Annotated in this window: 13 protein-coding genes; 9 read left to right on the top strand and 4 right to left on the bottom strand. The window is 62.9% G+C overall.

The features are described from left to right. Positions 1-21: 21 nt before the first annotated feature. On the bottom strand, positions 22-489 hold the full coding sequence (locus EG799_RS07845; RefSeq protein ID WP_123880086.1) for a lasso peptide biosynthesis B2 protein: 468 nt from the start codon (positions 487-489) through the stop codon (positions 22-24). 108 nt (positions 490-597) lie between these two features. Between EG799_RS07845 and EG799_RS07840 the strand changes: the two genes are divergently transcribed. From EG799_RS07840 to EG799_RS07825, 4 genes are all read left to right on the top strand, one after another. Then, on the top strand, positions 598-2,484 hold the full coding sequence (locus EG799_RS07840) for an asparagine synthetase B family protein (protein WP_123880084.1): 1,887 nt from the start codon (positions 598-600) through the stop codon (positions 2,482-2,484). Positions 2,485-2,496: 12 nt separating this feature from the next. Further along, positions 2,497-2,883 carry a tail fiber domain-containing protein gene (locus EG799_RS07835; protein WP_123880082.1) on the top strand — a complete coding sequence of 129 codons (387 nt, stop codon included), beginning with the start codon at positions 2,497-2,499 and terminating at the stop codon, positions 2,881-2,883. A gap of 127 nt (positions 2,884-3,010) precedes the next feature. Continuing rightward, on the top strand, positions 3,011-3,847 hold the full coding sequence (locus EG799_RS07830; protein ID WP_123880080.1) for a phosphoenolpyruvate carboxykinase (ATP): 837 nt from the start codon (positions 3,011-3,013) through the stop codon (positions 3,845-3,847). A gap of 12 nt (positions 3,848-3,859) precedes the next feature. Continuing rightward, positions 3,860-4,150, top strand: coding sequence for a PqqD family protein (locus EG799_RS07825; protein WP_123880078.1), 291 nt, complete (start codon positions 3,860-3,862; stop codon positions 4,148-4,150). Here EG799_RS07825 and EG799_RS07820 read toward each other — a convergent pair. Continuing rightward, positions 4,147-5,808 (bottom strand): ABC transporter ATP-binding protein, encoded by a 1,662-nt coding sequence (locus EG799_RS07820; RefSeq protein WP_123880076.1) that lies wholly within the window; start codon positions 5,806-5,808, stop codon positions 4,147-4,149. The genes EG799_RS07825 and EG799_RS07820 overlap by 4 nt on opposite strands. Beyond that, positions 5,805-7,085, bottom strand: coding sequence for a nucleotidyltransferase family protein (locus EG799_RS07815; RefSeq protein WP_158611039.1), 1,281 nt, complete (start codon positions 7,083-7,085; stop codon positions 5,805-5,807). Before EG799_RS07815 ends, EG799_RS07820 begins: the two co-directional genes overlap by 4 nt. Positions 7,086-7,087: 2 nt before the next feature. Here EG799_RS07815 and rfbA point away from each other — a divergent pair, with 2 nt between their 5' ends. The 5 genes from rfbA to EG799_RS07790 are packed head-to-tail and all read left to right on the top strand — an operon-like array spanning position 7,088 to position 11,228. Continuing rightward, positions 7,088-7,981: a glucose-1-phosphate thymidylyltransferase RfbA gene (gene rfbA / locus EG799_RS07810; RefSeq protein WP_123880072.1), complete on the top strand. Its 894-nt coding sequence runs from the start codon at positions 7,088-7,090 to the stop codon at positions 7,979-7,981. Then, positions 7,978-8,523: a dTDP-4-dehydrorhamnose 3,5-epimerase gene (gene rfbC, locus EG799_RS07805; RefSeq protein ID WP_123880070.1), complete on the top strand. Its 546-nt coding sequence runs from the start codon at positions 7,978-7,980 to the stop codon at positions 8,521-8,523. The genes rfbA and rfbC overlap by 4 nt, the downstream gene beginning before the upstream one ends. Next, positions 8,520-9,377, top strand: coding sequence for a dTDP-4-dehydrorhamnose reductase (gene rfbD, locus EG799_RS07800; RefSeq protein WP_123880068.1), 858 nt, complete (start codon positions 8,520-8,522; stop codon positions 9,375-9,377). The genes rfbC and rfbD overlap by 4 nt, the downstream gene beginning before the upstream one ends. Beyond that, positions 9,370-10,440, top strand: coding sequence for a dTDP-glucose 4,6-dehydratase (gene rfbB, locus EG799_RS07795; RefSeq protein WP_123880066.1), 1,071 nt, complete (start codon positions 9,370-9,372; stop codon positions 10,438-10,440). Before rfbD ends, rfbB begins: the two co-directional genes overlap by 8 nt. Before the next feature lie 20 nt (positions 10,441-10,460). Then, positions 10,461-11,228, top strand: a complete 768-nt coding sequence (locus EG799_RS07790) for a hypothetical protein (protein ID WP_123880064.1) — start codon at positions 10,461-10,463, stop codon at positions 11,226-11,228. Here the strand turns inward: EG799_RS07790 and EG799_RS07785 are convergent. Further along, the gene (locus tag EG799_RS07785; RefSeq protein WP_158611038.1) at positions 11,225-12,490 is read right to left on the bottom strand and encodes a lipopolysaccharide biosynthesis protein; all 1,266 of its coding nucleotides are present in this window, start codon (positions 12,488-12,490) and stop codon (positions 11,225-11,227) included. The two genes, EG799_RS07790 and EG799_RS07785, sit on opposite strands and share 4 nt — an antisense overlap. Positions 12,491-12,649 lie beyond the last annotated feature (159 nt).

Raw genomic sequence — 12,649 nt, 5'->3', positions numbered from 1 at the left:
CGCATGCGAGATCCGTATCCGCTACCCGTCATAAAGAACCGTATAGGGGGCTACATCACCTCCGGTCACGATCGTTTCGCCGTAAGAAAGCCAGGCGTGCGGTCCGAATTCGCGCGAGGGGGAGAATTGCGCGCCGATGACGATGCGCGTCGCGATCCCCCTTTGGGTCAGCCAACTTTGCGCCGCCAGGGCGCGTACGAGGCAGTCCGATCTGAAGGGCATCCGCGAAGCAAGCCGTTCGATCACGAAACCGGCGCGGGCGGCAATCTCCGCGTCATCGGGACGCGCGGCGTCGGGGTCGCGCCCGCGATCGCTGGACAGGGCGTTTCGCTGCTCGATATCGGCGATCCCGAGCGTGCGGAGGGCCAGTCGCGCGCGCGACAGTTCATAGGTTGCGCGCGGCGCCCCGCGAAGCATCCGAACGATACGGTGCGGACTGCTCCAACTCGATCCGCGAAAGCGTGCGGGTTGCGCGAGGCGGTCTTTCATGGGCAAGACTTCGCACAATCATGGTTCCAAGCCAACAAGGGGCGACCCGGCCATCCGTGGCGCGGCAATTCGGAGGAATTCGCTGATGCAGCTTGCGAGGATACCGGCGTGAGCGGAATCGCCGCGATCTTCCGCAGGGATGGGGCGTCGCTCGAACCATCCGTGGTTGAAGCCATGACAGATGCGATGGCCTATCGCGGTCCCGACGGCATCTCGCACTGGCACGGTCACGGGGCGGCGATCGGCTTCTGTGCGCTGCACACCACGCGGCAATGCGCGCAGTCTAGACAACCGCTCCAGGACGAGGCCGGCGACCTGGTCCTTGCATTCGCCGGCTACCTTGCGAACCGCGATGACCTGCTGCGCGATCTGGAACAGTCGGGCCATGTCCGGCCCGGCAGGAGCGACGCCGAACTGGTGATGAGCGGTTGGCGGCGCTGGGGGACCGACCTGCCTCGCCGTCTGGAAGGCGAATTTGCCTTCGTCGTATGGGATGCGCGCCGGCGGATGGCCTACGCGGCGCGCGACCACCAGGGTTTGCGGCCGCTCCTGTACCGGTGGGATGGTCAGACACTCGTAATCGCCTCCGACATGGCGGCCCTGCTGGCGGGTCTTGCCGATCCCCCCGCGCTGAACGAGGGCTACCTCGCGGAAATCATGGCGGACGAATGGTGGAGCCTTGACGAGACGGTCTGGTCCGGCGTGAAGCGACTGGAACAGGCGTATTCACTGACGTTGCGGGACGGGGATCTGCGGCTCGAAGAATACTGGAGACTGCCCGCTTCGGACCGAATTCGATACCAGCGCGAAGAGGATTACGTCGAACATTACCGGCAATTGCTGAACGAATGCGTAGGGCACGCCGCGCGTACCCATCGTCCGCTCGCATGCGAAGTTAGCGGCGGCCTCGATTCTTCCGCGGTTTTCGCGGTTGCGCACAACCTGGAACAGGAAGGTCGACTGCCCGCTCCTGCCCTTCGCGGCTATACTCTGACTGGTGAACCGGGCTCCGCTGCGGACGAGATCGCTTACGTCGAAGCGATAGAAGATCACCTTGGCGTGTCGATCGCCCGCGCCCCTCTCGTCTTTCCGGACCTTTTCTGGTTCGCCGAGCGGGCGCGAGACGATCGCGACATGCCGATGTACCCGAATTCCGCGATGTCGCTCGAACTCGAGGAGAGGATGGCGGCAGATGGCTGCCGCGTCGCGCTCAACGGCCATGGCGGCGATCATTGGCTGGACGGCAGCCGCCGCTATTACAGGGAACTGGTACGCGAACGAGACTGGCGAAACCTGAAGTCCCGTTATGCGGATGATGCCGCCGACCTCGGTGCCTACCGGGCGATACGCCTGCTCCTGCGATTGGGCCTCGGCCAGTTCCTGCCCCCCGCGCTGAAGCGATTCGCGCGCCGCGTCACCGGCGAAATGCCCCCCGGCGAGACAGGTAGGGCGCATTGGCTCGACGAACCATCGCGGCGGGAAGTGATGCGGCGCGCCGAACGCTATCTCGACACCCTGGATCGCAACGAGTCGGTAAGTTTCCGGCAGCGAAAGCATCGATCCGGAGCGCTGGCGATGGCGCTCGAACTGCGAGAACGGCAGTTGGCCCGCAACGGTCTTTCCAGCCGCAGCCCGATGCTATCGCGAAGATTTATCGAATTTTCTGCGGCCACGCCCGAGCATATCCGCCTTCGTGGAAGAACCCGGAAATTCGTGCATCGGCGCGCCATGACCGGATTGCTTCCCCCCGGTGTCATCGCCCGGGTCGACAAGGCGGAATTCAGCGAAACCTACTATCGGCACATCCCGGCACTTAAGCAAAGATACATATCTGCTCCCCATCATCAGGGCGCTGCAGAAATTCTGAAAATCAACGCAATTCCGGAACTTTTCGCCGATTATTGCGTCGCAGCAATTGACGAAAAGCCCTTATGGCCTCTATGGGGTGTATACGTAGGTGAAATATTGACGGAGCTGGACGCATCGCTCCGATGAAAGGAACTGGTTATGAGCAACAATCACGCAAATGAAAGTCGCGACAGCCAGTATGTGCGTCCGCAGCTTACCGTTTACGGTACGGTTCGCAATCTGACGGGCGGCAGCACCGGAACGCAGAACGACGGCGGCGGGGTCCGCGCCCGTACGCAGGGCGGCGGCGGCTTCGGTTCCGATCCGCGCTTCAAGGAAAACGTGGTCGAGGTCGGTCAGCATCCGGCCGGATTCGGCCTGTATCTGTTCGATTACAAGGCCGAGTTCAGGGATGAGTTCGGTCACGGTCGTCGCTTCGGCGTCATGGCGGACGAGATTGCCGATATCGCGCCTGACGCTGTCATCACTCGTGAGGACGGATACCGGCTCGTGGATTACGGCAAGATCGGCGTTACGCTTCACTAGTCCGAGCGATACCATTCGAACAGACATGCGCCGGGCCGCGAGGTCCGGCGTTGTCGTATGCAGTGCGGACGCGCTCACCGGCAAGACCCAGCCCGGATGTGCGAGTCACTGGCGCAGGGAAAGGTTCGTGACGCGTCTCGAAAAGCACCCGGCCCGCGAACAGGTGGCGCTTGCACGGGAACCATACGACCGCTGGATTACGCCCGCGGGTGATACGCTGGCGGAGTTCCACCGCGAGAACGGCGGCTACCTCGTTCGATTCCGCGGACAAGCGGACTTCCATATCGATGCCGGCACGCAGGTGGCGATTTGCGTGCCGGTTCCCGGCCTTTCAGCGTCGGTTGTCGATACCCTCTACCGAAACTCGGTCCTGCCGATGCTCGGCAATCACGGCAACGGCCTGAACCTGCATGGCAGCGCGGTCGCCATCGGAGATGTGGCCGTCGCGTTCACGGGCCTGTCCCGCCGGGGCAAGACGACGCTGGCCGGGGCCATGGCGCGAACCGGGCATCCCCTGGTCAGCGAAGACGTGCTCGCCCTCGAACGAAGGGGCGACGACTTCTGGGTTCAACCGATGCGGCCATCCTTGCGCGTCTTTGGCGACAGCGCCCGCTATCTTTTCGGCGAGCGCGAGACCAACAGCGCGGTCGGCGAGAAGGCCGACTATGCGTTCGCAGCCGAGATTCCGTTTGCCGATCGCAGCCTGCCACTGGCCGCCATTCACATTCTCGGCCCGGGAACGGCGCCAACCGTTTCGATCGAACCGGTGGGAGAGGCCGCCGCCCTCGCAGAGATGCTGAACCACGCTTTCATCCTGGATGTCGAGGATCGACAGCGTCTGCAGGCCCATTTCGATCGCATGGCGGACCTTGCACGAATGGTTCCCTGCCTAGCGCTTGACTACCCCCGGCAATTCGATCACCTGCCCGAAGTCATCGCGACACTCGTCGCTCGGTATCGCTGAAGCCGGAGGCTCATGAAGCTCGACGACCGCATCGTACAGGCAGACAACGTCGTAGCTCGCCAGGTGGGCGGCGAGATGGTGCTGCTCCACCTCGACGCCGGCACGTATTACGGCCTGAATTCGGTGGGGGCGATACTGTGGGAGGCCCTTTCCGACAATGGCCGAACCATAGCCGCCCTGAGTGATCTGCTGATCGAGAAATACGGCATAGACACGCAGGTCGCGCGAACCGACGTGTTGGCCCTCGCCAGCGACATGCTCGAGCATAAACTGATATCGCTGGATGAAGGGGGCACCCGCTAGCGCGTGGGCCTGCATTCTTCTGTCCGGATTACGCCATTCTCGACGACAGCCACCCGGTCGGCGAGCGCGAGCGTCGCCGCCCGGTGCGTGATGATGATGACCGTGCGATCCACGAGCGCTGTCATGCAGTCCTTGACGAAGGCCGCTTCGCTTTCCAGATCGTACATCGATGTCGCCTCGTCGAGGACGAGGATCGGCGGATTGCCGATCAGAGCGCGGGCAAGGCCGATACGCTGCCCCTGACCGCCGGAAAGGCGCACTCCGTGATCGCCGATGCGCGTTTCCAGCCCTTCCGGCAGGGCGCTCACCAGGTCTCGAGCCTGCGCGAGATCGATCGCGGCGTTCAGTCGGTCCGGATCGACGTTTCTTATCCCGAGCGTGATGTTTTCGCGCAATGTCCCGTCAAACAGCAAGGGGCGTTGCGGCACCATTCCGATCGCCCGTCGCAAATGCTGCACGTGGATAGCGGCTATGTCCGTATCGTCGAGCAGGATCGTTCCCCGTTGCGGCTCGTAAAATCGCGTGAGCAGTTTCACGAGAGTCGATTTCCCTGCGCCGTTGGCGCCCGTGAGAGCCACGATCTCGCCCTTTTCGATGTCCAGGCTTGCCCCTCGCAGCGGACCGGTGCGCCCGGGATAGGAGAAATGAACGTCCTGGAAGGAGATGGATCCCGCGATCCGCGAAGGTCGTTCGCCTGCTGCATAGCCCGGTTCGGGATCGCGCGAGAGCACGATGCGCAACCGGGTGAGCGTACCCTTCGCCCATTGGAATTGCCCGTAGAGGTTCGCCAGTCCGCCTACGGGACGGGCGAGGAGGGCCGCATAGAAGAGAAAGCTGAAGAGGTCTCCGGGATCGCGATTTGCTTCGAACCTCGCCCCTGCCGTCAGGACGAGTCCGATCGCGGCGAGCGCTGCGAGAAGACCCATCGCCGGCGCGAGCGCGGCATCGATACGGGAATGGGACAGGGCGACAAGGCGGGCGCGTTCGAGAGCCCTGGAATAGCTTTCGGCTCGCGCGTCCTCGATCGCGAAGGCCTTGATCGCCGGAAGCATGTCGAGGTTCGTCTCGGCAGCCACGACGACATCGGCGTCGGCCATGCGGGCTCGTCGCGAAAGCACCCGTAGCCGGCGCCCCGCCAGTTTCGCCAGAATGTAGAAAAGCGGAACGAGAACCGGAACGAACAGGGCCATTGCGGGGTCGATCAGGAACAGCAGCACGACCGCACCCGCCGCGGTCAGCAGCAGCGAGGGCACCGTCGCTAGCGTGGAGGTGAGGAAGGTGCTCAGCATCGCGACTTCGAAGGTGATGAGGGTCAGCATTTCCCCCTGCCGCGAACGATCGTGAAAACTCTGCGGCAAGGTCTGAACGTGACGATAGGCCTGCAAGCGCAGATCGGCGAGGATATGCCCGGAGGTCGCGGCTGAAAGAATGGTACTGCCGATCTGCAGCCCCGTGGTTGCGACGAGCGCACCCACGAGCAAGATGACGACCAGCGGGATACCCGGTGCCCGATCGGCAATCACTCCGCCGAGCAACTGCCCGGCGAGCCAGGGTATCGACAGCGTGAAGATCGATCCTGCCAGGGTCAGCACGCTGATGCCGACAAGACTTTTGCGATACGGCTGCGCCAGTTCGAGAATGAAGCGCAGGGAATTCATCGGCGCAGCAATCGCCCGCTCCTGGTGAAATTGCGGGAGAGACGACGCATGTGCAGAAAGGCGAGCGGCGAATCCGCGTCGTCGGGATACAGCTGGCGCAAATGCCACGCGGGCGGAAACAGCGCGCCTGCCAACAGGCGCCCCTTCTCCCTCACTCCCGGTGTCTCCCGAAGGTCGGCCACGAACCGGGCCTGGTTACTCTCCGAATGAAGGTAGCGCATGACCGGTGTATCGGTCTCGGCTGTGGCCAGGCGTTCGAACACGTCGCCCGGAACTTCGGTGCCCAGCGCAGTCCTCGCCCATTCCAGCGCCGCAATGCACACGGGCGCACTACCGCCTGCAAGAGCCCGCTCCGCCAGGTTCCCCCAGTCTCTGGCTTCGAACGCCGACACGAGCAGATGGGTATCGCATGCCCAAACGAGACGTTCTCCGCCGAATACCTTGGTGGCCCCCATCGAGTATCCGAAACGGGCATGCCACGCCTGGTTAAGCGCGCCATGAAGGAACAACGAAACGCGATCCGGCATGTTCGCCCCCTGCCCCAGGCCTTGCACTTCACAAGTGTCAGCGAAACAGTCTTCCGCGCAGAGTGCTTGCTGGAGAACAGGCGAATCCACCGGTCGCCAATGCAAATCTACGATGTGATCCTGCCCGTCGTCGCGGGCCTGAACCCACATTTCCTGAAAATACAAACCGAACGGCTCATTCGCGCGCACGAAACCGGCAGATTTGAGAACCTCGCGCGCCGCCTTTACGTCGGTTTCGCGGACAAGCAGATCGGTATCGCCCCGGCCGCGCGCTGCGGGATCGGGATAGATGCCATAGGCAAGCGCAGTACCCTTGAGCAGTACGCTTTCAACGCTGGCCTGTCGCAACCCGCCAAGAACGCGGAGCAGGGCGCGGACATGCATTTCCTCCCAGAAAACGCGATCCATGGCACCTCTACGCAGCCCCTGGAGAAGAGCCTTCGGCCAGCCCGGCCTCATGTCCGCGCGGCTGAACAGTGCGTAATCAATGCCGTGAAATGCTATGCGGTCAGCTACCCGGGCTGCCATCTCGGCGAGCCAATCGCCTGGCCAGGCTGGATCATCGCCGCGCAGCGCGGACGCCAGAAAGGCATCGATGGAGGACGTCGAGGGCATCCGGCGCAGATGTGCCAGCGCCTGCCAGGCTTGGCAATGACCCCGCCGGCCGCCGGCGACATCCGCGGATGGTTGACCGTAACCGGCCGTGATGCGATGCAGCAGAGCCTTTCGGGCATAGGGAAAGTTACGCAATCATGGCGGACAGGCCGCGCAAGGGCATTATACTGGCGGGCGGTTCCGGAACACGCCTCTATCCCCTGACGCGCGGGGTATCGAAGCAGCTGATGCCCGTTTTCGACAAGCCCATGATCTATTATCCGCTCAGCACGCTGATGCTGGCCGGGATACGCGATATCCTCGTGATTACCGCCCCCGAAGACGGCGATCAGTTCCGCCGCGTACTGGGAGACGGTTCGGATTTCGGCGTTTCGCTTCGCTATGCCGAACAACCCAGTCCCGATGGCCTCGCGCAGGCCTTTCTGATCGGCGAGGAGTTTCTGGACGGCTCGCCCGCCGCACTCGTTCTGGGCGACAACATCTTCTACGGCCACGGACTTCCCGAACTCCTGCACGCAGCGAATGCGCGAAGGGAAGGCGCAAGTGTATTTGCCTACCGTGTGAAGGATCCGTCGGCCTACGGCGTCGTCTCGTTCGACGGAGCGGGCACGGCCCGGACCATAGAGGAAAAGCCCGCGCAGCCGCGTTCGTCCTTCGCGGTGACCGGTCTCTATTTCTACGATGCTACCGTCGCCGAACGCGCCCGCACGCTGAAGCCCTCTCCGCGCGGCGAACTGGAGATCACGGATCTCAACCGCCTGTACATGGAAGAGGGGGCGCTTTCGGTGGAGATCATGGGGCGCGGCTTCGCCTGGCTCGACACGGGCACCCACAGATCGCTCCTCGACGCCGCAGAATATGTGCGCATCACCGAGGAACGACAGGGCCTGAAGATCTGCTGTCCCGAAGAGATAGCCTGGCGTCGGGGCTTCATCGACGACGAGGCGCTGGCAGCCATTGCGGCGCCACTGCGCAAGTCCGGATACGGCGACTATCTGCTGGCCCTGCTCGACATGGGCCGAGCGGGATGAAGATCGTCCCGTGCGAAATTGACGGGCTGCTCGTCATAGAGCCGGACGTGCACGGCGACGAACGCGGCTTCTTCATGGAAAGCTGGAACCGCCGCACGTTCGCGAAGGCAGGGCTGGATCGCGATTTCGTGCAGGACAATCACAGTCGGTCGCAGAAGGGCGTCTTGCGCGGAATGCATTTCCAGAACCCCGGACCTCAAGGGAAGCTGGTGCGCGTGGTCCGCGGGGCGGTGTTCGACGCGGCGGTCGACCTGCGCCGATCCTCGCCGACCTTCGGCCAATGGGCCGGCGTGACGCTTTCGGGCGAGAACAGGCGCATGTTCTGGGTGCCACAGGGTTTCGCCCACGGTTTCCTGACGCTCGAGGACGATACGGATTTCCTCTACAAGTGCGATGCAGCCTACGCACCCGAAGCAGAACATTCGCTTGCCTGGGACGATCCCGAAGTGGCCATAGACTGGCCGTTGGATGACCTCGACGTTCAACTCTCTTCCAAGGATCGAAATGGATTGCCGCTCAGTGCGGTGGAACCGTTCGCGTGAAGGCGCTGATTACCGGTGCGACGGGACAGGTCGGACGGGCCTTGCTGGCCCTTGCGCCCGAAGGCGCGCAGGTCACGGCCTTGGGTCGATGCCAGCTAGACCTGACCGATTCCGCCGCAATCGAGGAGACCATCGCGGTCCTGCAACCCGACATCGTTCTCAACGCCGCGGCCTATACATCGGTCGACAGGGCCGAGAGCGAGGAAGCGATGGCGCAGGCCATCAATGCCGACGCGGTCGGCATGATCGTCGCCGCGCTGGACAGGCACGGCGGCAGGCTGGCGCATATCTCGACCGATTTCGTTTTCGACGGTGCCCGCGCCTCTGCCTGGCGACCGGCCGACAAACGCAATCCGCTCTCCGTCTACGGCCGTTCCAAGGCCGCCGGCGAAGACTATTTGCGTGAACAGGATCTGCTGTTGCGAACATCGTGGGTCCACGCGGCGGGCGGTGTCAATTTCGTGCGGACGATGCTGCGATTGATGCGTGAGCGGGACAGGCTGACTGTCGTGAACGACCAGATCGGCGCTCCCACATGGGCGAGTGCGCTGGCCGATGTGCTCTGGCGCTCCGTCCAGCGAGGTGTGAGTGGGACATACCATTACAGCGACGCCGGGATTGCCAGCTGGTACGACTTTGCAGTCGCAATCGGCGAGGAGGCGCAGCTGCTTGGTCTTCTCGAAAAGAACGTGACGATCCTGCCCGTCGGCAGTCAGGATTACCCGGTTCCGGCCACGCGCCCGGCATTTTCCGTTCTCGATTCTCGTTCGACCCACGAAGTGCTGTCGCTGACGCCCGTTCACTGGCGTTCGAACCTGCGCCGCATGCTCGCCGAGGAGAAGGCGCATGGCTGATCTGCTCGTGACCGGCGGGGCCGGTTTCATCGGCGGCAACTTCGTGCGTTACTGGGCACGCCGGCACCCCGGCGACAGTGTGACGGTTCTCGACAGCCTGACCTATGCCGGCAATCGCTCGACGATCGAGGGAGCATCGGGCGCCGAGCTCATCGTTGGCGATATTCGCAACACCGATCTGGTCGAGACATTGATGGCGGAGCGGTCGATCGACACCATCGTGCACTTCGCGGCGGAAAGTCACGTCGACCGATCGATCAGCGGACCCGATGCCTTCATCGATACCAATATTCTCGGAACGAACAGTCTTCTCAAGGCTGCGCGTGCCGTATGGCTCGATGGGGGATCGGGGCACGATCACCGATTCCATCACATCTCTACCGACGAGGTTTACGGCTCTCTGAATCCTGAGGAGCCAGCTTTCAGTGAAACGACACCCTATCGGCCGAATTCACCCTACTCCGCTTCCAAGGCGGCTTCGGATCACCTGGTGCGCGCATATCACCACACCTTCGGCCTGCAGGTAACAACGAGCAACTGTTCCAACAATTACGGTCCCTATCAATATCCCGAGAAGCTCATTCCGCTCTTTCTGCTCAACGCGCTGCACGGGCGGCCGCTGCCGATCTACGGGGACGGGATGAACGTGCGGGACTGGCTGCACGTCGAGGATCACTGCCGCGGCATAGAAGCGTGCCTTAAGCGTGGTCGGCCCGGCGAGACCTACAATATCGGCGGAGGCGAGGAATTGCCCAACATGGCCGTGATCGACCGCATCTGCGAGGAAGTGGACGGGGCCTTCACCGAAATTCACGGTCTATCCGAACGCTATCCCGATGCGCCCGCAGCACGCGGGCGAACGACCAGCGAACTCAAGACTTTCGTGACAGACCGCAAGGGGCACGACCGCCGTTACGCCATCGACGAAAGCAAGTCGCGAAACGAACTGGGTTATGCCCCCCGGCACGGCTTCGCCGGCGGATTGGCATCGACCCTGCGGTGGTATCTCGACCATGAAGGATGGTGGCGGAATCTGCCGAACCACCCCTTCTCAGCCAGCTAGGCCGCGCGGGGCAGGATCTCATGTCAGCAACCAGCAGATGGGCCGAACGCGTCGTGCAATGGAGCAACGCGCGAGGGCTGGAAATACGCTTCCGCCGCGTCCGCAGGTCAAGACCGGGCCGGAGGGTCATCTACTTCCTGCATGTCGGGAAGGCGGCGGGTTCGCAGATCAAGCAGGCTATCGCACAGATAAACCGCGCCGAGGACGGGGTACTGCTGTTTTCTCTCAACCACGACGTCTATCTCGAAGACCTGCCGCTCGAAAGCGACTACTTCTTTTCAATCCGGGAGCCGGTCAGTCGATTCCGCTCTGGCTTCTACTCCCGCAAGCGGCGTGGTCGGCCTCTCAACGATATCGCCTGGACACCTCATGAAGAGACGGCGTTCGCCCGGTTCGAACACGCCAATGATCTTGCCGAGGCGCTGTTCGAACCGGGCGAGACGGGCATGCGCGCCGTCGCGGCAATGAAATCCATTCGCCATGCCTCGCAGAACCAGTCCGACTGGATTGGTCTTGCCGGCGATATCTTCTCTGTGCGCCAGCCGATCTGGATCATTCGCCAGGAACATTTCGAAGAAGATCTCGATATGTTTCTGCGGCGGGCGGGCATCGCCTGTCGTCCGGAACTGCAAACCGGACGCAGGGGCGCGCACAGCAACGATTACGCCGGCACTCCCGAATTCAGCGACAAGGCGCGGGACAACCTGCGGCGATGGTATGCGCAGGATGTGGCACTTTACGAAGCGGTGGAAACCTGGATGCGTGAACAATCCCCCGAAAGCGGCTAGATACGGCGCAGGCGAAAGCGCAATGTCGCAAATGAGAGGGTGTTTCTCAGGATGATCGCACTCGTCGCTCCAATTGCCGCGCCGAGCATGCCGTATGGCGGTATCAAAACAATGGTCAGCAAGACCCCCGCTGCGGTCGCGACGACCTCGATCCGCAATACGGCTTTTTCCGACTTCATCATCGTCAGCGCTGCACCGACCGGGCCGAAGGCAACGTTGAGGAATTGACCGGCGGCCAGCACCCGCAGGGCATTCGCTCCGCGGATGAAGTCCGGCCCGAACAGGCGCATCGCGTCTTCCGCAAACACCATAAGACCCAGAAGCAGCGGGAGACAAATGCCGCAGCCGAGAAGGGTTGCGGTACGCAGCGTGCCCTTGACGCCGCCGGCGTCCCGCACCGCTGCCGCCCTGGCGATATGCGGGCCGATCATCATGGCGAAACTGCTGTTGATGAGCGTGAAGAGCAGGCAGAACTGGAAACCCACCCGGAATATCCCCGCACTCGCGGCACCCGCGCTCGCGGTCAGCAGAGCCAGCCCGATCCACGTGTTGAACTGCGCCAGGGCGTTGAACCCGGCAATTCTCAGGCCGGGCGCGACGGAGAGAGCGGCCTTGCGATCGACGGTCCATCCTCGGGTCATACGCACAACGACGATCAGGCCCGCGGTCATGACGATTGTCGTCCCGCCGAGATAGGCGGCGGCCGGAAGCCGAGCGTCTGCCGTCATTCCGGACAGCCAGATCGACCCGACTACGATTGCGGCGATGCCGGAATAGGTCCATCCGTCGAGAGACTGGGATAGCATCACATCTCCACGCGCGCGCAGCAGGGACGCGCTCACGCGGATGATCGCAGTCGTGACGAGCGCCGGAGCGAGTATCCGCAAGTGAACCGCGGCGGCCGGTTCCCTCAGGAGCCGATTGGCAAGCGGATCGGCGAAAACGACGATCAGAACAGTCAACGGTATCCCGACGCAGAGGATGCGCGTGCAGGCGGTCAGGAATTTGGCCTTGCCCTCGGCGAGATTTCCTTCGTGAATAGCGACCGATGCATCGCGCACGAGAATGCGGTCGAGACCCTGGCAGGCGAGCACCGAGGAAAGCGTCATGGTCACGATGCCGAGTTGGTAGAGACCGACGACTTCTGCACCGAATACCTGGACGATCAGCCAGACGAGGGCGAACCCTGTCACCGCGCTCGCACCGCGCAGCACCAGGCCGAGAATGAGCTCGAAGCGGAGTCGACCGAGCCGGCTTGCCACCCGGTTCAGGTTCTTGCGGAGTGGACCGGAAGGCATAGTCGACTGTGGCTCCGGGCGAGTGCGTATCCGCATCGCGTGAAATTCGACGTTGCCGTGAAGGAATAGGCGTGCAAAATCCAGCCCGAGCTCGGGCCAACGACGTATCCGGACACGCCAGGA

The sequence above is a fragment of the Aurantiacibacter spongiae genome (assembly GCF_003815535.1).
Taxonomy (GTDB): domain Bacteria; phylum Pseudomonadota; class Alphaproteobacteria; order Sphingomonadales; family Sphingomonadaceae; genus Alteraurantiacibacter; species Alteraurantiacibacter spongiae.
This window is presented reverse-complemented; position numbering and strand designations above follow the sequence as displayed.